Below are 23,293 nucleotides of genomic sequence, written 5' to 3'. Positions count from 1 at the left end.
TGGGTTAGTGATCAGCCATGGAAAAAGTCTTTCATCTTGTCGAAAAAGCCTTTTTCATTTTTGTTGGGCTTGGGCTGAAAATTGGGCGAATTGCGCAGCTTCTCCAGGATTGCCCGTTCTTCAGACGAAAGCGTTTTGGGCGTCCAGACGTTTACATGAACTAATTCATCACCCCGGCCATAGCCATTCAGTTCTTTAATGCCTTTTCCTTTCAGACGAAGAATTTTGCCACTTTGCGTGCCGGGATCGAGGGTAATACGTGCTTTACCATCAATCGTGGGGACTTCTACACTGGTCCCTATGGCGGCATCGATGAAGCTGACGTACAGGTCGAACACAACGTTATTACCATCGCGCTTCAGGTCGGCATCTTCTTCCTCTTCAATCACGATCAGAAGGTCGCCTGCTACGCCACCGCGGGGGGGGACGTTGCCTTTACCGCCAACCGAAAGCTGGATCCCTTCGGCAACACCTGCCGGAATTTTGATCGGGATAACATCTTCCTGGAGTACGCGTCCTTCGCCGAAACAGGCGTCACAACGGTCGGTGACAATTTTACCTTCGCCATTACAGGTTGGGCAGGTGCTGGTCGATACCATCTGACCAAGCATGGTGTTGACCACTTTGCGGGTTTGGCCTGTGCCCTGGCAGGTCGAGCAGGTCTGCACGGCTGTCCCGTTTTTAGAGCCGTTGCCTCCGCAGGTCGTACAGGTTACATGGCGTTTTACTTTAATTTTCTTTTCAACGCCATTGGCAACCTCCTGTAAGTTCAGCTTCAGCTTGATGCGGAGGTCCGAACCACGCCGAACTCGTTGACGCCCCCCGCCACCATTGGCTCCTCGGAAAAAGCTGCCAAACGGAGAGTCATCGCCGAATACATCGCCAAACTGGCTGAAAATATCTTCCATCGTTGGGCCACCAGCGCCATAGCCACCAGCCGCACCGCCCATACCGGCATGGCCGAACTGGTCATAACGGGCTCGTTTCTGGGGGTCGTTCAGGACGTCATAAGCCTCAGCGGCTTCCTTAAATTTCTCTTCAGCGGTGGGATCATCGGGGTTTTTATCGGGGTGGTATTTGATAGCCATTTTCCGATAAGCCTTCTTGAGGTCTTCCGATGAGACGTTCTTATCAACGCCCAGAATTTCGTAATAATCGCGCTTCGTTGCCATATCTTCAAAGAGCGAAAGAGTGAAAGAGCGAAAGAGTGGCATCTGGATTAATATTCACTCTTTCGCTCTTTCACTCTTTCGCCATTAACTGCCTACTATAACTTTTGCGAACCGGATGACTTTATCATTCAGATAATATCCTTTTTCGATTTCGTCGATCACTTTTCCCTTAAGGTCTTCGCTTGGGGCCGGAAACTGCGTTACGGACTCATGCAGGTCGGCGTTGAACGGCTCACCTTTCGATACCATGGGTTTCAGTCCTTTGCCTTCAAGGGTCTTGAATAACTTGTTGTAAATCAACAAGACGCCTTCTTTTACAGCGGCAACATCGTCGGTTTTATCGATCGATTGCAAAGCCCGTTCAAAATCATCGACAACTGGAATCAAGGCTTGCAATACACCTTCATTGGCGTTGCCGATCAGGTCGAGTTTTTCTTTAGCTGTACGACGACGGAAGTTCTCGAAATCAGCGTATAAACGCAGGTATTTATCTTTGAGTTCGGCAAGTTCGCTGCCAATCCGGTTGGTTTCGGCAACAAAATCTTCGGCTGGAGCCGTCTGTGTGGTTTCTTCGGTATCGCCAACGGTAACCGTTACCTCGTCTTCGTGGTTTGTCAGGTTGTCAGGCTGTGGGGTATCCATAGACGCTTGTTCGTCCAAAATGTCTTTATTTTCCATTGATGAGCTTCTATTTCGCTTCCAGAAATTCATACACAAAGATGGGCAAAAGCTCGGCCAAAACGGTACGTTCTGCCAACTTGACACAATTTCTTAACCAGGATTTTCTGAACTGTCATGATTTTTGACCGGGATTTCTGGAATTTGATAGCGTCGCAGGATTTAAAAAGCATCCATTGTCGTTTTTAAGTCAAAGCCCAACAGCCTAGTTTAAAGACTTCATTACCCAGTTTACACGACAAATGCATTTCCCCGCTCGTACCTATACGCAACGCATCAAAGCGAAAGCTGCTGAATTAGGCTTTGATTTCTGTGGCGTATCTAAAGCGGATTTTTTGGAAGACGAAGCCCCACGGCTGGAAACCTGGCTTAAAAATGGGATGCATGGCCAGATGAATTACATGGCCAATCATTTTGATAAACGGCTCGATCCACGGCTACTGGTCGATGGGGCTAAATCGGTAATCACGGTGCTCCTTAACTATTATCCTGAGCAGCGATTGCCCGAAGGTAACGACGATTTCAAACTGTCGAAATACGCGTATGGCACAGATTATCATTTCGTTATAAAAGACAAGCTGAAAGACTTACTGGCTTTTGTTGATGAGGAAATTGGCGAAATAAATGGCCGCGTTTTTGTCGATTCGGCTCCGGTCATGGACAAGGCATGGGCTAAACGAGCGGGTTTAGGCTGGGTCGGTAAACATACCAATCTGATCAATCGGGAAATAGGCTCATTCTTTTTTATCGGAGAGCTGATTCTCGATCTGGAACTGGAGCCCGATGGTCCGATTACGGATTATTGCGGTACCTGTACCCGTTGCATCGACGCCTGCCCAACGGATGCTATTGTAGGGCCGTATGTGGTGGATGGCAGCAAGTGTATTTCTTACTTTACAATTGAACTGAAAGAGGCTATACCCGAAGAGGTTCGGGGGAAGTTTGACAACTGGATTTTCGGCTGCGACATCTGTCAGGATGTATGTCCCTGGAATCGATTTGCCCGCCCGCATCAAACCCCTGCTTTCGATCTGCATCCTGAGTTGGCCACCTTTACAAAATCCGATTGGGAAGAAATCACGGAAGAGGTGTTCCGGGAAATCTTCCGTCGTTCGGCGGTGAAGCGTACCAAGTTAGAAGGGCTGAAACGGAACATTGCTTTTAATCAGGGGGAATAAAACACAGGTTGGTATGATTCATTAAGAGCCGTGTAAATCATACCAATCCGTGTTCCATTTTGTCAGTATAGAATTGTTCTATAACTGAACCAACCCGCCAGACATCTTCGAAGGTGTTGTACAGAGGGGTAGGGGCCAGACGGATGCAATCGGGCTCGCGCCAGTCGCCAATAATGCCCTGCTCAGTCAGGTAGGTAAACAGTTTTTTGCCCTGTTTACGAACCAGTAGAGAAAGCTGGCAACCCCGTTGATTTGGGTCGTCGGGGGTAATAATCTGAATACCGTCGAAGCGGGTCAAGAGGTATTCGAGATAGCCCGTCAGGTGTTCACTTTTTTGGCGGAGAGCTACCATACCCGCTTCGGCTGTGATCGAAAGGGCAGCTCGGTGTAAGGCAAGCGCCAGAATATTGGGCGTGCTCACCTGCCAGCCATCCGCACCGGGTGCCGGCAGAAAGCCGGGTGTCATTTCGAAGCGCCGATCTTCCCGATAACCCCACCAGCCAGCTAGTCGGGGTAAGTTTTGCTCATGATGTTTTTTATGGATAAACACACCCGATACCGCTCCGGGGCCTCCATTCAGGTATTTGTAAGAACACCAGGTAGCAAAATCAACCCCCCAGTCGTGCAGCCGGAGCGGGATGTTGCCAATGGCATGGGCCAGATCGAAACCAATGGGTATACAGTGCGTTTGGGCGGTTTCGGCCAGGGTGGCCATATTGTATACCTGGCCTGTATAATAATTCAGGCCACTCATCCAGATCAGAGCCAGCGAATCGGCCTGTTCGATGATGGCTTTCTGAATATCGGTCGTGTGGATGAGGTTATCGTCGGGATGTGGCGCAATTTCAATTAAAACATCGGCAACCGAATAGCCCCGGTGTTTAATGTGCGTTTCGAGGGCATACTGGTCGGATGGGAAGTCGCCTTTGATGGTCAGAATTTTGATTTTCTTTCCGGCTGGCCGGTAAAACGAAGCCAGCAATAGATGTAGGTTGACAGTCAGGGCATTCATCGGGCAAACCTCCGACGGGTCAGCACCAACGATGGCTGATAGGGCTTCCTTACAGGTCGTATGGTAGCCGAGCCACGGCTGTTCACCACTTTCTGGTTTATCGAACCAACCTTCAACACCGAGATTTTGCCATGTGTTTAACTCCTGTTCGAGCGCAGCCCTTGCGCTTTTGGGCTGTAATCCCAGTGAGTTGCCACACAGATAGGCTACTGGATTTCCGTTCTGTTGGGGGATATAAAAACGCTCCCGAAAGTGACGCAATGGATCGGTCTGATCGAGGTGTTGGGCAAAAGCGAGCGAGTGGTCGTAGTTCATGGTTTCGGCGATGTTGTGCGAAATTACTTAATCCCTAAATCAGGTGTGTTGTTTTCGTGATTACCCGATCGCAACGCTGGAGACTGGCTATGGGGTATTTGGGTATTTCTGCCCAAAACGTGGCTTTTCGGTGCGTTGGGCCGTACGTCTGCCTGGCTTGAATTTGCCAAATACCCTTCTCGCTATTATGAAAGAGCAACAAATTCGTTTTCGACTACCCTATTTACAAAAGCTGGGCTATGTATGGCTGGTCAGTATAGGCGTCGTAATGAGTGCCTGGGGACAGAATTTTCTGGAGGTGCCAGGAGTGGTAATCGACCATCTGACCAAATCGACCCGTAATTTTATTGGCTCGCCCAGCCTGGTTATTCTCCCCAATGGAAACTACATTGCCTCGCACGATATTTTTGGAAAAGGCCCCACTCCTCAGCATACCCACGTATTTGAATCGATAGACCGAGGGAAAAGCTGGCAAAAAATCGCTGAACTCGATAGCCTGTGGTGGGCAAGCCTGTTTATCAACAAAGGGGCATTGTATCTTTTCGGCACTACAAGAGAATACGGCCGAATGTCGATCCGGCGCTCAATGGACGGGGGGCGAAACTGGAGTCGGGTCGACGAAGGGATTTTGAGAGAAGAGGATGGGTATCATTGCGCGTCGGTGCCGGTTCAGGTGTTTAAGGGCCGTGTCTGGAAAGGTATGGAGCGAAACGTACCCGTAACGAGCTGGGGGAATTTCCAGAGTTTTGTAGCGTCCGCTCCCGTAGAAGCCGACCTGCTCGATCCGAAAAGCTGGACATTTACGCCCCGATTAATTTACAATAAAGCCGCCTGGAAGCCGGGTAACGCCTGGTTAGAGGGCAATGTCGTGATGAACCCCAAAGGCGAAATCTGGAATCTGCTTCGTGTCAATAATCTGGAAGATGATCAGGCCGCTATGTACCGGGTAAGCGATGACGGACAAACAGCCGATTCCAGTACGGTAAAGTTCATTAAACTACCCGGCGCTTGCAAGAAATTCAATATTCGGTTCGACCCCAAAACGAAACGCTATTTTACCTGTACAAACTACGTGTTGCCCATCCACCGAACGTATAAGCGGGAGCGTGCTCGTAATGCGCAGGTACTACTTTCATCGCCCGATCTGGAAACCTGGACCATTCACGGTATCCTCTTGTACCATCCCGATATCGAGAAGTCTGGGTTTCAGTATCTGGACTGGCAGTTTGATGGGAAGGATATGGTCATTGCGTCGCGGACTGCCTTCGAGGATGGCATGGGCGGGGCCGATAACCAGCATAATTCAAACTTTCTGACGTTTCATCGGGTCAAAAATTTCAGAACCTATCGGACTCCTGCCGAGTGGAAACCACTCCTGGAAGGCATTGCGGATTTTACGGTAATGAAATGATGCCTACTGATGCTGTTTCAACAGCCAGTCATAAATGGCTTTGTTTTCGTAGAGGTATTGAATACCATGTCCTTCGGTCTCCAGGCGAGTAAACAGCACGGTTCCATAGCATCGTTCCAGCCGTTTGATCAGCCGTTCGGTTTCGCTGATGGGAATGATGTCGTCGGCCGTACCATGAAATGCCCAGACAGGAACGTGCTTAATCCGGCAAATCTGGGTTGAATCGTCGCAGCCTCCGCATAAGGGAACAATGGCGGCAAATCGGTCGGGATAGGCGACCGCCGTTTGCCAGGTGCCATAGCCGCCCATGCTGATGCCGGTAAGATATACTCGTTTCGGGTCGATGCGATACTTCGCTTTTAGTTCGTCATACAGCGGCTCAAACCAGTTGTCGGTCGACCAGTATTTGCCATCCGGGCATTGGGGCGAAGCAATGATGAACGGAAAATTCTCCCCTTTGTCGACGAGGTTCGGAAGGCCGTAGCCTTTTAATTTATTCAGGTCTTGTCCACGGTGTGAGCCACCATGCAAATAAATTACGAGCGGATACGTTGCCTTATCGCTGGCGTAGGTTTTCGGTACGTACAGCAGATACTTGTAGTGTTCTTTGGGTTTCGTTTGTGCAAAACTTTCGGCCTGAAAGCATGCCACCCAAAGACAATACCATAGGATAGGCAGGAACAATTTCATAGATCAATCATCAGGGCACAAAGATGATAGATTTCTATTTTACATAGCTATCTGGATTGGCCTCGCCTGCGTTTAATTTGATAGATTCGGCTTACTGATGAGGTAATAAAGCGAGTATCCAGGTATCACCTTAGCACCAACAAACAACGATTGCAAGGACGTATCCGATCCATCTGTTCAGACGGGTTTGATACATCCTTGCGATCGTCGCTAGTGTGAGCTGCTTATGGGTGATGAGGCATTTGCACTTTTTTGGCTTCATGGCGCGCCAATTCTTTCCGGGCACGTCGGCTATGGATCAGTTCATAGGTGACCGGCAGAATGAGCAATGACAGGATTGTACAGGTAATCAACCCACCAATCATGACCGTAGCCAGTGGTTTCTGGGTTTCTGAACCAATACCCGTCGAAAGGGCTGCTGGCAACAAGCCCAGCGAAGCCATCAGGGCTGTCATGACTACAGGGCGCACCCGGGTGAGAGCCCCTTCCCGAATGGCTTCACTGATGGGCAGTTTATTGTGCAGATTTTCCTTAAAGCGGTTAATCAGAATAACCCCATCCTGCACCGATACGCCAAACAGGCAGATGAAACCGACCCCGGCCGATATGCTGAAGTTAATACCCGTTAGCCAAAGGGCGAGCATGCCGCCAATCAGGGCAAAGGGTACATTCAGAATAATCAGGGCTGCATCCAGCGCACTGCCAAAGGTGAATAACAGGATCAGGAAAATGATGGTGATACTGATCGGGACTACTATGGCCAACTGCCGCTCGGCCCGTGTCTGGTTCTCAAATTCCCCGGCCCAGCGCATCTGAAACCCTTCGGGGAGTTTGACCTGCTGGCCCACTTTTTTCTGGGCTTCAGCAATGGTACTGCCCAGGTCGCGATCCCGCACCGAGAATTTAATGGCAATGAATCGGGCGTTGTTTTCTCGATAGACAAAGGCAGGCCCTGAACGGGTGCCAATGTACGCTAGTTCTTTGAGAGGAATCTTACTGCCCGAACGTGTAGGAACCAGCAGATTCTCGATCAGCTCCGGCGAATACCGGAACCGCTCGTCATAACGCACTTTAATGTCGAAATGGCGTTCACCTTCGTAGAACTGGGTCACGGTTTTGCCGCCAATCGCTGTCTCGATAACGGATTGGGCCACGTCGGTAGGTACATTATACAAGGCCAGTTTCTGCGGATCGAGCTGGATCCGAAATTCGGGCTGGCCCAGATTCCGAAATACGCCCAAATCGCTGACACCCCGTACGGTCTTCATCACGTTGAAGACTTTCGTGGCTTCTTTGTCAAGCACATCCAGGTCCTGCCCAATAATCTTGATTGCCATCGACCCTTTCACGCCCGATACGGCTTCTTCTACGTTATCAGATATGGGCTGCGAGAAGTTGAACGAAATACCCCGAAAGCGAGCCAGTTTCTGTTGCATCTGAGCAACCAGTTCGTCTTTCGTAATGTCTCGTTTCCATTCTTCTTTCGGATAGAGGTCAACGAAAAATTCGTTGTTGAAAAAGCCCGTTGGGTCGGTACCATCGTTTGGGCGGCCCGTTTGTGAAATTACACCCCGCACTTCTGGAAACTCTTCAAAAATAGCCCGGAACTTGCGGGTATACGCATAACTCTCGTCCAGGGCTACTGAGTAGGGTAGGCTGGCCCGCACATAAATAGAGCCTTCGTTCAACTGCGGTAGAAACTCAGAACCGATATGAAACAGGAACAGATACAGGGAGAAGGCGAGTGCGCCAATCGCAATGGAAATAATTGCGGCCGGTTTTTGGATGGCCCAGTTCAGGGCCGGAACATACGCTTTCTCCAGACCTGTTACGACAGGATTGTGCCGTTCGCGAACGTTCTTGTTCAGCAACAGGCTACAGAGCAGTGGAATCAGGGTAAGGCTAACGATCAGCGATCCTGTCAGGGCAAACCCAATGGTCCAGGCTAAGGGGCTAAAGAGTTTGCCCTCTACTTTCTGGAAGGTAAAAATAGGAAGCAGGGCCGTGATGATGATGATTTTGGACGTGAAGATGGATTTGCCCAACTCCGTTGCATTCTGGGTAATCCAGCTCAGTTTTGCCCGGTTGTTGAACTTCATCATGCCCATTTTGTCGGCCTTATGGGCCAGCATCACAAAGAGCCCTTCCACCATTACCACGGCCCCATCGATGATAATGCCAAAGTCCAGTGCGCCGATACTGAGTAGGTTAGCGGTCATGCCACGAGCCCGGAGGCAGATAAACGCAAACAACAGGGCTAGCGGGATGACAATGGCAACCGTGAGGGTGGTACGCCAGTCGGCGAGGAAAATCAGCAGGATAAGTGTAACCAGAAAGATCCCCGTCAGCACATTTTCACCCACCGTATGCAGGGTGTAGTTGTTGAGGGTCGTGCGGTCGTAGAAGGTCTTGATCCGGACATCTTTCGGCAGAATTTTTGTGTTCAGTTCATCAATTTTTGCCTTCAGAGCCGGAATCACATCGTTGGGGTTTTCGCCTTTCCGCATTACCACGATACACTCGACCACATCGTCCTGTTTATCCCGGCCCACAATACCCAGTCGGGGCTGAAACCCTTCTTTCACCGTAGCCACGTCCCGAACTTTGATCGGTACGCCGTTTACGTTGTCGATAATAATCCCGGCCACATCTTCGGGTCTGGTAAGCAGCCCAATGCCCCGCACCACCAGCGACTGGTTTCCCTGTTTAATGACATCACCACCTACATTGATATTACTGGATTTGATGGCATCATCCACATCGAGCGCAGTAAACCCGTAATTGGCCAGCAGGGTGGGGTTCAGGCTCACCTCGATCGTTTTGACCTTGCCGCCAAAACTCACCACATCCGCAATGCCCGGTACGCTCTTGATCTGGCGTTCGATAACCCAATCCTGTATGGTTTTGAGTTCTGTAACATCTTTGGTTTTACTCTCCAGCGTAAACCGATAAATTTCACCTGTTGGGCCATAGGGCGGCTCGATCTCAGCCGAAACACCATCGGGCAAATCCACATCGGCAATTCGGTTGGCTACGTTGGTTTGGGCCGTAAAATTGTCGACTCCGTCTTCAAAAATCATCGTCACCACCGACAACCCAAATAAGGATACCGACCGAAGGGTACTCTTACGGGGAACCGAGTTGAGTTCGGTTTCAAGCGGCAGGGTTACAAACCGTTCTACTTCCTCAGCCGAACGACCCGGCCACTGGGTAATCACAATGACATTGGTATTGGTCACATCGGGAAAGGTCTCGACGGGAGTGTTCAGAAACGAAACGACACCACCAACGATAATCAGGGCAATCCCAAAAAAGATAGCAAACCGATTGGTAAGTGCGAACGTGATGATACTGCGAATGAACTTGTTCATGGAAAGCGAAAGAGTGAAAGAGCGAAAGAGTGTTTTCCGAGTTTGTATTTCACTCTTTCGCTCTTTCACTCTTTGGTTTAGTCCGTTAAGTCGTTGTAGAGTAGTAGGCTGCCTTCCGTAACGACGATGTCGCCGGGTTTGAGATTCCCTCCTTCGATAAAGGCATAGCGGGTGGTATTTTTCAATACAGTTACCTCCCGCACTTCATATTTATCCTTGCCGGTCTGCACAATAACATAGTAATGGTCGCGGTCGAAGACAACGGCTTTTTGCGGCACGGCCAATGATTGGTCACTTTTACCGCCACTTGTATTGGGCAAATGAACGTGGATGGTCGCAAACATGTCGGGCTTGAGCAGGCCGTCTTTGTTGGGCAGAACGATACGGACTTTCAGCACCCGCGCCTGTTCGTCGAGCACGCTGCTCACATTGCTGATTACCCCCTTGAACACTTTATCGGGATAGGCCAGCACCTGAATATCGACGGGCTGCCCCTGTTTGATTTCAGGAATATCCTGCTCATATACATTGGCCATCACCCAGATTTGCTGTAGGCTTGAGATGGTATAGAGCGGGTTCTGGTTATCGGCTCGCAGGTCTTGCCCCGTATTGACATTTTTTTCGACGATATACCCGGCAATAGGGGCTTTGACCGTAAAGTAGGGTTGGCTGGCTCCGTTGGCAGTGCCCGAAGCGCCCCCATATACCCGTAAAATATTGGCCGATTTGCTTAACTCGTCTTCTGCTTTTTTGACGTTGTTTTTGGCGGTCAGAAAGTCCGTTTCCGACGCAAAGCCTGATTTGTATTGCGCGGATACATTTTTCAACTGCTGTTGGGCGACTTCCAGATCCGACTTGTCGGCCTGGTAGTTGTTGACATACGTGGAAATATCGCCTGACCGGATTAAAGCCAGATCCTGCCCTTTCTGTACGTACGCTCCCAGCGATGCGGTCGCTTTTTCAACATTACCACTTACCAGCGGGAATACGCGTACCACATTATCCTGATCGAAGGTAACGGTGCCATTCAGCGTCAGTTCATCTTCTGGATTCATTCGTCGCACCGTATCGGTCAGGTAGCTGCTGGATGAATCGGCACTGGAGGTAGGCAACTTATCTTCTGTGTTGTTTTTATGACCGCAGGCAACGGCCAGCAGCCCGAGGGCCATAACTTGAATGAACGTTTTCATAGACTAAAAGAACCAGGTATCGGTAGTGTAGTAAACCAATTGCTGTGTATTGAATGGGAGTCGTGTTGGGCGGATGGCTTATCAAAAGGTACTTTATGGGATATTGGTGATTCAACCAGATTCCCCTGAAACCAGAGCACAGGCTGAAGACTGCATCCCGCAAGAGGGCGCGAAAATATACTTAACCAGTTGGCGGCAATCAGGCCGCAGGGCAGGCCATCGAATCGGGGAAACCACATAGAATACGTGAAACAGAAAGCCGAAAAAGCGGCTGATTTGGGCGGCAAGTAGCGCTGCTTCCGTTAAGGGGCTATTAAGGCCTTATTAATTTCTGCTTAAAAAGAGTACTGGCCTTGCTATCCCTACTGTTCATACGGTTATCGTAGAACTACTTATTTTTTAAAGAAGATTTAATAGCCTTTTAAAATCGATTTAAAGTTGGACTGAGTCTTTTGCAGCCAAATGAAGAAGCATACGGACACAAGATGTACCGCGAGGCTATGTAACTTATGAATATTTTACTGATCCAGGATGATCCGGTTTACCTCGAATTTCTGAACCGTATACTACCCGCTCGCCAGCACACGATTCAGCTGGCCCGGAATGGCTTACTCGGATTCTCGAAAGCATTGCATACCCAATTCGATCTGATCTTGCTCGACACACAGGCCACCGGGATTGATGGTATTGAATTGGTCAGGCGATTGCGTCAGGAAAACGATTCAACCCCTGTTTTGCTGCTGTCCAATGAAAACGACACGGGCTGTACGGTCAGAGGCCTCAATGCCGGGGCGGATGATTGTGTGGCTAAATCAATAGATGGTTCGGAGCTTCAGGCCCGGATTTTTGCCTTATACCGACGACGAACAGGTGGTTTCAATGGCCCAAGAATTCTTCGGGTCGATAATCTCGAATTGAATATGGCTGAAAGGGCCGCTTATCGGGGAAGTAAACGAATCAAGCTTACCGCGCGAGAGTTTCAGCTTCTCGAATTCCTGATTGAAAATGTAGGTCGTGTGGTTACGAAGACACAAATTCTGGAAAAAGCCTGGAACACTACCGAGCACTATAATTCCAATAAGGTAGAAGTATATATTAATTATCTGCGGAATAAAGTGGATCGGGAGTTCGATCATAAATTGATTCACACCTTTATAGGGTTGGGTTATCTGCTTAAGCCGAACATATAATGTTTGCCTGGATAGCCTTGTACGTTGATTGGGTGCTTAATCTGGCGAAACAAAAAAAGCCCGAAATCGACCGATTCCGAGCTTTTTTGTGGGGCTATGTAACGTGGGCAGAAGTCCGGACTGTTTCGCTCAACGAAGAACGGGCTTCCCAACGACGCTAGCCTTACTGATGATCCATACCGCCCCCTTTTTTGCAGCAGCTTGGCAGTTTGTTATAGCCAGCCTGATCAGCTACCACTTCATCGGCATCGTAGCCAGTCTTGCTAATGACCGATTTTAGTTTGGAAACGTCCGTTTTGGCGGGGTTATATTTGATTGTAACCACTTTCGTTTTAACATCCAGATCCGCTTCTTTGACGCCTTTTTCGAACGATAAATTGCGCTCGATCCGGGCTTTGCACATGCCGCAAATAGCGGAGGTTTTAATTTTTACTTCCTTATCCTTGTCGTCGCGGGTAGGGGTGCTGGCAAAGGATTGGCTCAATAACAGGAGCGAGGTCAGGGCGGTCAGAAACAGGCTACGAAACATGGTACTAGTTGGTTTATAGTGAATTAAGAACGAAAATTTAAACGCTTTGGTGCCAATAAGGCTTACATTCTTCGCATTTGACCGTGATGCCTGCTTTTCATTCCCTGCATGGTCATCAGGCTGGGGGATAAACGGAGGTATACCTCTCCAGAAACAGGCGTTTTACCGTACAAAGGCCGTAACCATTGGTCGGGTACGCTGCCGGTCAGTTGAGCGCCCAGTACCAGATCAGAATTGGCTTGTTGGGCGATCCGGTAATTGATACCCAGGGTTAGGCTGTTAATCATAAGGGCTGTGTGGGCGGGTATACCACCAAAACCAGGATCGATAATTCCTAACTCTTCCGGGGTTTTGCCAACGTTTTCGTACCGGCCATACAAAGCAGTTCGATCCACCTGCCAACTACTCTCGGCCAGAAACGAATTGTCGCCTTCTCCCTGATGAGTATTCCGTCCCCAAACAAACGCTGAGGTGATGTATCGGCCGGGACCCAACCCCTTGCTATGCAAAATAGATGCCGTAGTTCGGGTCACATTTTCGTCGGGATGCAGATCTTCCGGGCTGTGCAGAAAACCTTGCGAGAATTGGATGGCCCAGGCAGGAGATGGATTAATGGATAGGCGGTACGAGTAACTATCGAATCGGGGCTTGTCAAAATTGTATCGGTTTTCGTCTGGTTCCCGGCCCGTAAACGTGGAGCCTTCCAGCCTGACCCATTTATAGCGAAAGCCGACCGTAGCGACTCCGAATAGAATGTGTGTAGCATCCTGCCAGTGATGACTTAATGGGGCGTCGGGCAAGTTGAAGGCCGAAATCCGGTGCATGAAGGCAGGAGGGCCAAGGGCGGGTTCGCCAGGATAACCGACGTATCCATACAGATCAGCATCTTTACTGAATGCGTGACTGTAACTGACCGATAATTCGGATAGCAGATCGTGTGGATGCTGCTTATCGATGAGGGGTTGCCCTTTGTAGCTTTCACCCGTTTGGAACAAAAGCGGATAGCCGCCATTCCCGACCGTTAGGGGGTCTAGTGAGATCATGGCCCGAATCTGAAAGAGCCCCCGTTGACCTACCTTGCGCTGCGCCATCCCCATAAACCAGTTTGGGGCGCCAAACTGTTGCGCTGCTCCGCGTTTATCGCTGTTGTTGGTGTTCTGCCTCGTATACCGCAGATAGATCGCATAGTGTAGCATATAGCTCCAGCCACTGGATGATGGATGGGTCATGTAGGCATACATAGGCGTATTGTCGGGGTGCCAGGAAGTTCCAGATCCGTTTCGGTTCATGGGCAGATTGCGCGAGAGTGAATGCGTCATGCCCATGCCTGTATCCATGGTAAGCCCGTAATTGAGCATAGGCTTGTCGCCCATCCCATCAGCGTGATTCATGCGTTCGGGCTGAGACCTTTCCATCCCCTGCATCGAATGATCCATTGGTTTGATGGTATCTGCTTTCTGGTTTGCGTTCATGGGGGTACTTTCATGATGGTGTTGAGCAAAAGCCTGCTCTACCCAAAAACAGGTCAGGAACAGAAAAATAGACTGGTTCATAACGTATGTTGTAAAACGTATGGCAATGCATCCTCGCGGGCTGGCTATAACTAAAGCGTCTTTGCCCAAACCGCACCTTCATGTTCCCAAATGCATAGGACGCGATCCGGTTTAAGCCGGACAAGCTTTGCATAGGCCCCAGGGCCAAGCGCTACAGGGCGTTTTTGCTGCGGTGTAACGGCCCAAAGCTGTTCGGCTTTCTGAAATACCAGGTAGTCGCCGTGGTCCGTACTGACAATTTTTGCGTTTTTACCCGTTGCCAGTTCGGTTTCCGCTTGTCCAGGCCGGGCCATATATAGGGTATCGGCTCTTCGCCATACGGTTGACAGATGACCGCTTTTGTCGATCGATAGCCCACCGCCATCCATGGGACACGCGGCCAGTTTCCAGCTTCCTTTGCCTATTTTTTCCGCTTTGCCAAAGGTTTGCCCACCATCTGTGGACTGAAGCAGATACATATCCCGATAGCTGTTCAGGAAATTGCGAAACAGGATAGCCACCTGCCTGCCCTGACTCACAACCGAAACCTGGCAACATTCGCAGATCGTCCCATCCGGGGAAGCATATAAGACCTCGTTGGCTGACCAGGTTTTTCCTCCATCGATCGATCGGGCTCCAACCAGTTTATTCCGTTTATCGCCCCGAAGGTCAAGCCAGGCAGCCATATAGCTATTGTCTGGCCCGGCAGTCAGTCCCATAAATCCTTCTTTGGCTACTTCGGGCACATCGTTTACGCGTATCCGCTTTTGCCAGTTACCCGTCGCCCGGTCTAGCATATAGGACCAAATGTTGCCCGGTTTATCGATCGCCAGAATCACAATTGATTGAGCCGAAGCGGCAATCTGTGGCCCCCGCGAAGCGCCAAGCTGGAGTTCGGGTAAACTGTCGAGCCGGATGGCAGAAGTAAATTGATCGCCGGTTTGTGTGGTTGAATAGTATAGGACATTCCCAAGTCCATACACCACATGAACGGTGCCAGCCGGGTCCGTTGCGGCTGATGGGTGTTTGCCTGCGCCGAGTTTTAGGTCAGCAGCTGGCCTGGGATTAGCCATCCAGTTTAGGATGGACAAGAAGGTAAAGAGGTAAGGTAACATATAAACTGGGTTCTTTGAATTCTGTGGATTTCACGGTGACCGATTGGCTGGTAAACCAATAAAATCCACAGAATCAGAAGAGTCCTTGAACTATTGGTTACGCATTGGCCGACATTGAGCGGCATTCTTCAGCGCATTTCCGGCAGGCTTCCGCGCAGGCTTTGCAATGGGCAACATGATTGGCATGTTTCTCACATTCTTCCGCACAGGCGTCGCATACTTCGGCGCAGAGCGCCATGAAATCGCGTGAAAAATCAGAGCCGCGGGCATCCAGTCGGCCGCATAGGGTGCAAATATCCGCACAGTCGCGACAAAGTTTGATACAGGCGGTCATGTCGTGGCCCCGCCCGTCTTTATCGCCCATTTCCAGGCAGGCGGTTGCACAGCGTTCGCAGGCTTCGGCGCAATCAAAACAGGTGTCTACGTGAGTGTGTTGCATCGTTTCCATAGTTATGTTGAGTTATAGGCTGATCGACCACCATTGGTCTGTCAAAATAACTACGGATAATCGATAGAGTTTTTACAAAATTCCGGACTGGTTTTACAGAACTTGCTGATTTAAGCGTATTCATTACGAAGCAGTTTGCTCAGGCAATGGTCTATTTCATCGACCGATACCGAGATGTTTCCTTCAAGCTCGGCATGTTGATTGGCCCCTGTAATGCCCTGGTAGTAAGCTGAGTAATTCATTTGCATCACAGCGGCCAGGTACTGAAAATGTGGTGGAGCATAATTGGGCGAAAATAATTCAAAGAGATGGGTGCCTGGGTTGCACCAGATAATGTTGGTGAACGAAGCTCCATGCGGCCCCATAATAAATCCCGCATTTTTATAGATGTCTACCTGTTGGGCTACGGTCCGGGGTTTGTCTTCAATAATAATGAAACCGTAACGATCAAGCATACGGATCAGATCGGGTTCATTGGTGATCCGGCGTCTGCCCGAACGGCTGATATAGATGCGATTACGGGCTTTCTGGATGGGCTTTAGTACGCTTTCAACCTGTTTTTTCAGCGATAAAATGTCGGCTGTATTCGGGTAAAACCAATGGCCATTATTCCCGGTAATAAGCCGCTCGGCCTTAACTGCATACCGGCCACTGTCAATGACCTGGTCGCTTTTGATACCGAGCAGGGTAAGATACTCGCGTTCATACTCGGAATTGAATAGGGGATAAGCCACCGTAGCTTCCGAGAACAGGGCTTCAGGTACAGCGTCTTTGATTCGGCACAATTGGGCTGCTACCAGTATCACAAAATCGTAATAGCCTCCATAGGCAATGCCATCCAGATAATGACTCCAGGGGTTGATGACTGTTTTGGCCGAATAGGGTTTTCGATTCCACCAGCCGATCAGGTTTTCCAGCAGGTGGTGGTTACCAAAGTTTGTGCAAAGCAGATTACGACCGATTAATGCACTGCCGTAGGGTAACAAGCTGACTCGGTCACCAGGCTGATGGTAATCCCACACATAACCTGGCTGCGTAACCGCTTCCGATTGGCGAAATACCAATTGGGATGGATTGATCAGATTGGGTACATCGGTTAAGTGTATATCGCCCGAAGGGTGATTGGCCACCCGATAGGGCTTTAGAAAAGCGTCGGTCTGTTGTTTGGTCAGTACCTGAATGCCTGTGAGTCGAAGCGTCTGTTCGATTAGCTTACCAAGTATTGATTTAAAACGATTAATCATAACGCTACCAGTCAACTATATGGGTATTAGTTACTACTGCCTGCCATCTGACAAAGTCAGCTACTATTTATGACTCTCAAATAGAATCCAGGTTACGTCGCACCACATGAGTCGCTTTCCGGAATTGCCCCGGTGTTTGCCCGGTTACCTGCCTGAATTGATTTGAGAGATGCTGAACGCTGCTATACCCAAGTCGCCAGGCTATTTCGCTGAGTGTCAGTTCATCGTAACGGAGCCATTCTTTGACTTTCTCGATTTTGAGCGCAATGATGTACTTTTCAAGGGTATGCCCTTCACTGGCAGAGAACAAGCCACTCAGATACGAATATTCATAGCCTAGCTTGCGTTCCAGAAAAGTCGAGTAATTCTCTGAGGCCAGCCGCTCATTTTTCAGATGCTGGATTTCGTTGATCAGCAGAATTTTAATATGTTCTACCAACGACTGCTTTTTGTCGTCAACCAGATCAAAACCATTTGCCTGCAAGGTCTGGCGAACAGCGTCCAGGGTAAGCGTAGAAGGGAATTCCCCCACCTCAACCTCACCCAATTCTACCCGGCCCACTGTCAGGCCAAGGGTTTCCAGTTCCTCGCGTACAACCCGTTTACAACGGTCGCACACCATATTTCGGATGGTCAGTGTCATAAGTCAGAACGGGGACTTAGCTGATTTGAGGATTTTGTTTTACTTCAGGAAAGCGCATTGACAAAATCCGATTAATCTATAAATCTGCTAAATCCCGGTCAGGGTTGAGGTTTAAAACGGAAGCCTGCGTACACCATGCGGCCTGTGATGGGCCCCCACACTTGCGAACCCGCGTCGAAACGAGGTCCGAATGGGTCATTGGCAGCAACAATCGGGTTGAGTTGCCGGAAGCCTGTCAGGTTTTCGCCACCCAGATAAATTTCCCAGCCGCTACGGAAAGCCCGGCTAACCTGCGCATTGAGGTTGTAAAAACCGGGAGCCATATCGACGGGCATATTCTGATAACTCGTATGAACGTAACCTTCCCGCAGATACGGAATCCGGCGCGGACCATTCCATTGCAGTGTTGCGTCGAACTTCCATTTGTCATAAGGCAGGGCGTAGCCTGCATTGAGTAGAACCCGTTCGCGGCTAATCATCATTTTGGGTAATAGCCGTTCTTCACCAAAAGGGGCCCCCATACTTTGCTCCACATCGAACAGTCGATAAGCCGCTTTTACCTCAAACCGTTTCGCGGGTTGTACATTCAACTCCGCCTGAAAACTATTGGCATATGAGCGGCCCCGGCCTCCCGCTTCGGCAAGGTTATAAAAATAGAGTTCGCCGGGGTGCTCGATATCGACGATTAGCTGGTTTTGAAAGTCGGTCCGGTGATAATCCAGTACCAGCGACGCTTTTTTGCCGAGTATCCAAAAATCGTTTGTCAGACTGACGCCATAATTCCAAGAAGATTCAAATTGCAATGGCGTGTTCAGATATACCGCCCGTGAACTAACCAGATAGCCAAAATTTTCGGCAAACGGATTGGCTGCCCGAAATCCCCGACCCGCCGATGCTCGGAAAGTGATGTTCTGGCTGGGGGTATATTTCAGATGAGCGCGGGGAGTAAACTGGGTTCCGAACAGGTTGTGAAAATCCAGCCGACCGCCCAAGACCAGCGTTAATTTTTCGGGATACGTGTAGGTGTATTCGACAAAGGCACCTGGCACCGACTCCGTTCGGGCCGTCTGAATGGTTTTGTAAAGTTCGCGGTAATCATCGAGCAGGTAGCTTAATCCCGCTTTGAACGCGTTGTTGGTGTTCCCGATAATGCTCTGGTAGATCAGGTTGGCATAAAATGTTTGCTGGCGACCCTCGTAGGGGGCAAATCCGAACCGGGCCGATTGCTCATGGTGAACGCCGTTCAGAATCAGACCCAGCCCTTTGTAGGGCTTATCCAGGTACAGTTTCGCCGTTTTTGAGAAGAATTCCAGCCGCCTGGTTGTGTTCAGAAACCGATAACGGGTATCGCCAAATGAAGATAACTGACCACCATCGCGGTCTTCGTAAAGCGCTTTCACCCCAAACTGAGCCATGTATTTTTCCCCGTTGTATTTATAACGGTTGATGACATTGACCTGGGTGTAGAGCGGTAAATCCCGGAAGCCATCCTGATTCTGGTCTATTTCGGTCCGCAGCGAACTCACGTGGCCCAGAAGGCCCATACTCCATTTCGGTTCCGATACACTCCGGTCTTTTTGATCCGGCCAGAGATGGTTATAGCCTCTTTTTCGGCTAACCAGCGGTTGCGACCAGTTGAGGTTGCCTTCTACCCGACCAAAACTATTGACGTAGCCGTTCAGAAATATTTTCTGTTTGTCATCGGGTTTTTGAAGCTCAACATTCATTTGTCCGCTCATCGACTCGTAGCCATTGACTACTGAACCTGCCCCTTTGCCTACATCGATGCCCGTAATCCAGGTGCCCGGAATATAGTTGAGCCCAAACGTGGTAGCCAGTCCCCGAACGGTCGGGATATTTTCGACATTCGTCTGCACATACTGACCGCCCAGGCCCAGAAACTGAATCTGTTTCGCTCCGGTAACGGCATCACTGTACGATACGCTGACGGATGCGTTGGTTTCGAAACTTTCTGACAGATTACAACAGGCAGCTTTAGCCAGTGTACGTTGGTTGATAAACTCCGTCTGAATCGGGTTAAGACGGTCAATTTGCCCCGGTGCCCCCAATACCGTTACTTCCTGTAAGGTCCGCTCGCTGCGAAGACTAACGGCCAGTGGGGCAGCTGGATTCGTTATCAGCAATGTATCGGGTCGATAGCCCACATAGCTCACAACCAGTTGTTTGGCCGTAGCATGGATCGGGAGTTGGAACAGACCGTCGGTGTCGGTTACTGTGCCCGAAGTGGTACCGGCCCATAGGATGGTAGCCCCCACAAGCGGTACTGTTTGGCCATTGGCCTGCTCGCTGACGCGCCCCCTAACGGATACAGTTTTTGTAGAATCGGTGGGTAATGCAGGAGAAGGTATGGTCTGGGCCTCTGTCTGAAAACTCAGAGCCAACCCACTAATGACCAGCCCAATTCCTAAGAATGTAGCTTTCATGCGTTCGTTGATTAATGGATAACAAGATGAGAGACCAGCGTCGGTAAGACGCGGATCGGCATTCAGGTATCAACAAACTCAAATAAGCAAACAACGAACGAGGGTGAGAATATCACGCCCGGAAAGCGAGGGGGTAGATAAAAAGGTCGAAACCGACGATGAATGATCCGAAAATACCCAGTCGAACAGCCAGACCAGAACGGTGACTACACCATGAAAAATCGTTTCGGTAAGGGTTTTGACGAATTTGGCGACCAGTTGGCTTAGTGACGACGAAATGTCTACGTTTTCGTAATGCTGGTCGTCCTGGCAGCACTCCATTTTTTTGACAGTCGGCTCGTTGGTAGATACTGTCTGTTGATCGGCTGAGCAACCCTGTTTGGTTTTTACCTCGCTGAAGGCAATCACCATCGTTTTTTTCTTGCCACGCATCTGGCACGAATGTTCAACCAGCCCAAACCCCGTACTGCTCAGCAGCACGATGCAGGCCATTAGTAAGTTGAACCATTTGAACAGAGCGCGTTTCATCGTGGTACAAATATCTACAATAGAACCTATTCAAGGCAAGTCCTTCTGCATGAACGACCAAAATTCTGTAATTCTCAGGCTGTATTCTATAAATGGACCAACAGAGGGCTACTGATCGGCCCCGTAAATGAAAATGCGCTCCGTCTCACTAAGCCGAACTTCACCGCCCAGGCTGGAGTACAGATAAATAGACAAAGGCGGGCCTGTTTGATCGACGTACCGTTTCAAATCACCAATAATATCCCTGAAGTTTCTATTCATAGAATAGACCAGCGATATCAGGTGATTATCGACAGGCCAGTCTTGGGTAGCTAGATGAGAAGACTCACTGGATAGATATCGGTAGGGATGATCTGGAAGCGTAACAGGAGTTACGCCAAGGGTTGATAGGTAGGCGATCAGCTCATTGGCCGCCTGTTTTTTATCCGAACCTGTGTACACAATAGAGCCAAATAGGATTTGCCGGGGTATCGGAAAAACCTGTTGTACGGAACTCGTAAATTGGTTGTTCGTACCCAGATCGAGTACGGCCTTTTCCGCCGTAACCGTTAATCGACCACTTTCGCTGAAGGTGGGTGTGATCAGGTTGATCGTGTAAGTACCGGGAGGGAGGTCTTTTTCTGGTATAGAAAATCCTCCTTTGGAAATGCACCCCGGTTTGGGACCCGGAAATGGCAGACATTGACCCTGACTGGATGTACCAGTTAGCCGGGCTGTAATGACATTTCCTGTAATGGATTTCTGAAAAATCAGTTTGTATTGCTCCGAAAGTGATTTCTGGGTTTGAAATTCAAATCGGTATCGGCGGCCCTCTTCGCCAAAGATTTCATGGTCCCAGTAGAGACTCAGACCATCGGCCGTAATGGCTGCATTCGGGGCATCTTCCTTACACCCAAAAAGAAGGCCGATAAATAAGGTGAATAGCAGTAGAGCGCGTTTCGTCATAGTCGTACGATGTGCTTTGCTGCTAAGACCCTACTTACCGGCATGAGGTTGGAACCGACGTATTCGTTAGGCGACCGACTCTGGCTCTGGACTTACAAAGTCGCTAAGCGGACGAAGGTTTCGCTTTTCCTCTTCGTTGTAAGGGAAAATTTCCAGAATCTTGGTAATGTTTACGTCCGTAATTTCGAATGGATCAAGCGCTGTTTTCAGGCTTTGTTCAACCCGTTCGTAAGCTTGTTTGGGCGTGTCGGCATTGACGAGCATCACGCTGGGCGTTTTCTTCTGTTTGCCCGTTTTTTCATCGTCGGTGATAAACATCGCTTTCACTTTGTACCAGGTTTCACTGCCATCGTCGTGGTGAAACACATCGGCCAGTTTCATGCGCGAGATGTTGGTAATGTCAAACTCAGGGGTATTGGCGGCAATTTCCTGATAAAGCCGGGTTTCGGCATCCGTGTAGCTTACGGCGTCGACCAGATAGGCTTCGGTAACCGTCTTTTGCTTGATAAATTCTTCGTTTCGGGTCCCGACGTTCGAATCGTCGATTGGCTGCTGATAGCGGATTTTTCCGAGAAACCAGTTAGGCATTTTTTAATGGTTTGATCTGTAAGTATAACGCTTTTGAGGGCGCAAAAGTGCCGAAAAAGAGTGAAAGAGCGAATGAGTAAAAGAGCAAAATTAGTTAACGAACACCCGTTGTCTCATTTACTCTTTCGCGCGTTTACTATCGCGATTGGCCTGTTTGATGGATTGCTCGATCATGTCCCACTGCTCCGACGACACGGCTTCGAGGTGGTTGAACTCACCGGCTGCCAGTACTTCGCCCCCGTCGATGGTGATGCATTCGCCGGTGATAAAACCTGAATAGTCGGAAAGGAGATAGGCCGCCAGATTCGCCAGTTCGCCATGTTCGCCCACACGTTTGAGCGGTATGCGGCTAACGGGGTCCATCATTTTCATCAACGGCTCCGGGAAAAGCCGATCCCAGGCTCCTTTGGTTGGAAATGGGCCGGGGGCAATGGCGTTCAGACGAATACCATATTTGCCCCATTCGGCGGCCAGGGATTTAGTCATGATCAGTGCTCCGCCTTTGGCAACCGCCGATGGGACTACATAGCCCGACCCGGTGGTTGCGTAGGTGGTCGAGATGTTCAAAATCGTTCCCGGTATGTTGTTCTCGATCCAGTACTTGCCCACGGCCAGCGTAAAATAGTACGTTCCGCGCAGCACAATATCGACAATGGTATCGAAGGCTTTGTACGACAGACGTTCGGTAGGACTGATGAAATTGCCCGCCGAATTGTTGAGCAGCCCATCAATTGTACCAAACTTCTCAATCGTTTGTGCAAGAACGGCTTCAATGTCGGCCGTATTACGAACATCGCAGGGAACCGCCAGAACCTGACCGCCTGTCTCGTTCATTAATTCCTTTGCGGTTTCGTCGATAACCGACTGCCGACGGCTGCAAATAGTAACATTAGCACCAAGCTGGAGCAGATAGCGGCTAATGGACTTCCCAAGCCCTGTTCCTCCGCCCGTGACAATAATTGTTTTTCCTTTGAGCGCATCATCGCGCAGCATGCCTGTTGTCATAATGGTTGAATGAGTGAATGGTTGAATGAGTGAATGATAGAATAACTGATGCGAATAATTCAATC

At 49.6% G+C, this 23,293-nt stretch carries 21 protein-coding genes; 4 read left to right on the top strand and 17 right to left on the bottom strand.

The genetic code is table 11. The features are described from left to right. Positions 1–11: 11 nt before the first annotated feature. Entirely contained in the window at positions 12–1,172 is a 1,161-nt protein-coding gene (gene dnaJ, locus B153_RS0119940) for a molecular chaperone DnaJ (RefSeq protein WP_026262295.1), read from the bottom strand. A gap of 84 nt (positions 1,173–1,256) precedes the next feature. Then, positions 1,257–1,850 (bottom strand): nucleotide exchange factor GrpE, encoded by a 594-nt coding sequence (locus tag B153_RS0119935; RefSeq protein ID WP_020598509.1) that lies wholly within the window; start codon positions 1,848–1,850, stop codon positions 1,257–1,259. Positions 1,851–2,092: 242 nt separating this feature from the next. Between B153_RS0119935 and queG the strand changes: the two genes are divergently transcribed. After that, the gene (gene queG, locus B153_RS0119925) at positions 2,093–3,028 is read left to right on the top strand and encodes a tRNA epoxyqueuosine(34) reductase QueG (RefSeq protein ID WP_020598508.1); all 936 of its coding nucleotides are present in this window, start codon (positions 2,093–2,095) and stop codon (positions 3,026–3,028) included. A gap of 37 nt (positions 3,029–3,065) precedes the next feature. Here the strand turns inward: queG and kynU are convergent, their stop codons facing one another. Beyond that, complete coding sequence (kynU, locus tag B153_RS0119920; protein WP_020598507.1) at positions 3,066–4,355, bottom strand: kynureninase; 1,290 nt, start codon at positions 4,353–4,355, stop codon at positions 3,066–3,068. A gap of 187 nt (positions 4,356–4,542) precedes the next feature. On the opposite strand from kynU, the gene B153_RS0119915 reads away from it, so the two are divergent. Further along, positions 4,543–5,766, top strand: a complete 1,224-nt coding sequence (locus tag B153_RS0119915) for a sialidase family protein (protein ID WP_245564914.1) — start codon at positions 4,543–4,545, stop codon at positions 5,764–5,766. A 3-nt stretch (positions 5,767–5,769) separates the two neighbouring features. On the opposite strand, the gene B153_RS0119910 is transcribed toward B153_RS0119915, so the two are convergent. The 3 genes from B153_RS0119910 to B153_RS0119900 all read right to left on the bottom strand — a co-directional run bounded on the left by B153_RS0119910 (position 5,770) and on the right by B153_RS0119900 (position 11,017). Next, complete coding sequence (locus tag B153_RS0119910; RefSeq protein WP_020598505.1) at positions 5,770–6,456, bottom strand: carboxylesterase family protein; 687 nt, start codon at positions 6,454–6,456, stop codon at positions 5,770–5,772. Positions 6,457–6,680: 224 nt separating this feature from the next. Then, a complete protein-coding gene (locus tag B153_RS0119905) occupies positions 6,681–9,827 on the bottom strand; it encodes an efflux RND transporter permease subunit (protein ID WP_020598504.1) in 3,147 nt (1,048 codons plus the stop codon). Between the two features lie 77 nt (positions 9,828–9,904). Then, entirely contained in the window at positions 9,905–11,017 is a 1,113-nt protein-coding gene (locus B153_RS0119900) for an efflux RND transporter periplasmic adaptor subunit (RefSeq protein WP_020598503.1), read from the bottom strand. Positions 11,018–11,526: 509 nt separating this feature from the next. Between B153_RS0119900 and B153_RS0119895 the strand changes: the two genes are divergently transcribed. Both B153_RS0119895 and B153_RS37765 read left to right on the top strand, forming a co-directional pair. After that, positions 11,527–12,207, top strand: coding sequence for a response regulator transcription factor (locus tag B153_RS0119895; RefSeq protein ID WP_020598502.1), 681 nt, complete (start codon positions 11,527–11,529; stop codon positions 12,205–12,207). Continuing rightward, positions 12,207–12,368 (top strand): hypothetical protein, encoded by a 162-nt coding sequence (locus B153_RS37765; RefSeq protein ID WP_020598501.1) that lies wholly within the window; start codon positions 12,207–12,209, stop codon positions 12,366–12,368. The genes B153_RS0119895 and B153_RS37765 overlap by 1 nt, the downstream gene beginning before the upstream one ends. A gap of 2 nt (positions 12,369–12,370) precedes the next feature. Here the strand turns inward: B153_RS37765 and B153_RS0119885 are convergent, their stop codons facing one another. From B153_RS0119885 to B153_RS0119840, 11 genes are all read right to left on the bottom strand, one after another. Next, positions 12,371–12,736 (bottom strand): heavy-metal-associated domain-containing protein, encoded by a 366-nt coding sequence (locus tag B153_RS0119885; RefSeq protein ID WP_020598500.1) that lies wholly within the window; start codon positions 12,734–12,736, stop codon positions 12,371–12,373. A gap of 62 nt (positions 12,737–12,798) precedes the next feature. Next, a complete protein-coding gene (locus tag B153_RS35515) occupies positions 12,799–14,289 on the bottom strand; it encodes a hypothetical protein (protein ID WP_020598499.1) in 1,491 nt (496 codons plus the stop codon). A 50-nt stretch (positions 14,290–14,339) separates the two neighbouring features. After that, the gene (locus tag B153_RS0119875; protein WP_020598498.1) at positions 14,340–15,383 is read right to left on the bottom strand and encodes a sialidase family protein; all 1,044 of its coding nucleotides are present in this window, start codon (positions 15,381–15,383) and stop codon (positions 14,340–14,342) included. A 97-nt stretch (positions 15,384–15,480) separates the two neighbouring features. Next, the gene (locus B153_RS37315) at positions 15,481–15,831 is read right to left on the bottom strand and encodes a four-helix bundle copper-binding protein (protein WP_083928228.1); all 351 of its coding nucleotides are present in this window, start codon (positions 15,829–15,831) and stop codon (positions 15,481–15,483) included. Positions 15,832–15,941: 110 nt separating this feature from the next. Next, positions 15,942–17,075 (bottom strand): glycosyltransferase family 61 protein, encoded by a 1,134-nt coding sequence (locus B153_RS0119870; protein ID WP_020598497.1) that lies wholly within the window; start codon positions 17,073–17,075, stop codon positions 15,942–15,944. Positions 17,076–17,151: 76 nt separating this feature from the next. Beyond that, positions 17,152–17,718 (bottom strand): AraC family transcriptional regulator, encoded by a 567-nt coding sequence (locus B153_RS0119865; RefSeq protein WP_020598496.1) that lies wholly within the window; start codon positions 17,716–17,718, stop codon positions 17,152–17,154. A 98-nt stretch (positions 17,719–17,816) separates the two neighbouring features. After that, entirely contained in the window at positions 17,817–20,162 is a 2,346-nt protein-coding gene (locus tag B153_RS0119860) for a TonB-dependent receptor (protein ID WP_020598495.1), read from the bottom strand. 78 nt (positions 20,163–20,240) lie between these two features. Next, positions 20,241–20,690, bottom strand: a complete 450-nt coding sequence (locus B153_RS0119855) for an HYC_CC_PP family protein (protein ID WP_020598494.1) — start codon at positions 20,688–20,690, stop codon at positions 20,241–20,243. A 108-nt stretch (positions 20,691–20,798) separates the two neighbouring features. After that, the gene (locus B153_RS0119850) at positions 20,799–21,635 is read right to left on the bottom strand and encodes a hypothetical protein (RefSeq protein ID WP_020598493.1); all 837 of its coding nucleotides are present in this window, start codon (positions 21,633–21,635) and stop codon (positions 20,799–20,801) included. A gap of 66 nt (positions 21,636–21,701) precedes the next feature. Beyond that, positions 21,702–22,223: a DUF4494 domain-containing protein gene (locus B153_RS0119845; protein ID WP_020598492.1), complete on the bottom strand. Its 522-nt coding sequence runs from the start codon at positions 22,221–22,223 to the stop codon at positions 21,702–21,704. Between the two features lie 117 nt (positions 22,224–22,340). Next, positions 22,341–23,228: an SDR family oxidoreductase gene (locus B153_RS0119840; RefSeq protein WP_020598491.1), complete on the bottom strand. Its 888-nt coding sequence runs from the start codon at positions 23,226–23,228 to the stop codon at positions 22,341–22,343. Between the last annotated feature and the right edge of the window lie 65 nt (positions 23,229–23,293).

This window comes from Spirosoma panaciterrae DSM 21099 (genome assembly GCF_000374025.1).
Lineage (GTDB): Bacteria > Bacteroidota > Bacteroidia > Cytophagales > Spirosomataceae > Spirosoma > Spirosoma panaciterrae.
The sequence above is the reverse complement of the archived record's forward strand: the minus strand, read 5'-3'. Positions and strand labels throughout refer to the sequence as shown.

Coding starts and splice junctions, on each gene's coding strand:
- dnaJ (WP_026262295.1), bottom strand. CDS start 1,172: ATGGCAACGAAGCGCGATTATTACGAAATTCTGGGCGTTGATAAGAAC.
- B153_RS0119865 (WP_020598496.1), bottom strand. CDS start 17,718: ATGACACTGACCATCCGAAATATGGTGTGCGACCGTTGTAAACGGGTT.
- kynU (WP_020598507.1), bottom strand. CDS start 4,355: ATGAACTACGACCACTCGCTCGCTTTTGCCCAACACCTCGATCAGACC.
- B153_RS0119845 (WP_020598492.1), bottom strand. CDS start 22,223: ATGCCTAACTGGTTTCTCGGAAAAATCCGCTATCAGCAGCCAATCGAC.
- B153_RS0119850 (WP_020598493.1), bottom strand. CDS start 21,635: ATGACGAAACGCGCTCTACTGCTATTCACCTTATTTATCGGCCTTCTT.
- B153_RS0119900 (WP_020598503.1), bottom strand. CDS start 11,017: ATGAAAACGTTCATTCAAGTTATGGCCCTCGGGCTGCTGGCCGTTGCC.
- B153_RS0119905 (WP_020598504.1), bottom strand. CDS start 9,827: ATGAACAAGTTCATTCGCAGTATCATCACGTTCGCACTTACCAATCGG.
- B153_RS0119870 (WP_020598497.1), bottom strand. CDS start 17,075: ATGATTAATCGTTTTAAATCAATACTTGGTAAGCTAATCGAACAGACG.
- B153_RS0119935 (WP_020598509.1), bottom strand. CDS start 1,850: ATGGAAAATAAAGACATTTTGGACGAACAAGCGTCTATGGATACCCCA.
- B153_RS0119910 (WP_020598505.1), bottom strand. CDS start 6,456: ATGAAATTGTTCCTGCCTATCCTATGGTATTGTCTTTGGGTGGCATGC.
- B153_RS0119855 (WP_020598494.1), bottom strand. CDS start 20,690: ATGAAACGCGCTCTGTTCAAATGGTTCAACTTACTAATGGCCTGCATC.
- B153_RS0119885 (WP_020598500.1), bottom strand. CDS start 12,736: ATGTTTCGTAGCCTGTTTCTGACCGCCCTGACCTCGCTCCTGTTATTG.
- B153_RS0119915 (WP_245564914.1), top strand. CDS start 4,543: ATGAAAGAGCAACAAATTCGTTTTCGACTACCCTATTTACAAAAGCTG.
- B153_RS37765 (WP_020598501.1), top strand. CDS start 12,207: ATGTTTGCCTGGATAGCCTTGTACGTTGATTGGGTGCTTAATCTGGCG.
- B153_RS0119895 (WP_020598502.1), top strand. CDS start 11,527: ATGAATATTTTACTGATCCAGGATGATCCGGTTTACCTCGAATTTCTG.
- B153_RS37315 (WP_083928228.1), bottom strand. CDS start 15,831: ATGGAAACGATGCAACACACTCACGTAGACACCTGTTTTGATTGCGCC.
- B153_RS0119860 (WP_020598495.1), bottom strand. CDS start 20,162: ATGAAAGCTACATTCTTAGGAATTGGGCTGGTCATTAGTGGGTTGGCT.
- B153_RS35515 (WP_020598499.1), bottom strand. CDS start 14,289: ATGAACCAGTCTATTTTTCTGTTCCTGACCTGTTTTTGGGTAGAGCAG.
- B153_RS0119840 (WP_020598491.1), bottom strand. CDS start 23,228: ATGACAACAGGCATGCTGCGCGATGATGCGCTCAAAGGAAAAACAATT.
- queG (WP_020598508.1), top strand. CDS start 2,093: ATGCATTTCCCCGCTCGTACCTATACGCAACGCATCAAAGCGAAAGCT.
- B153_RS0119875 (WP_020598498.1), bottom strand. CDS start 15,383: ATGTTACCTTACCTCTTTACCTTCTTGTCCATCCTAAACTGGATGGCT.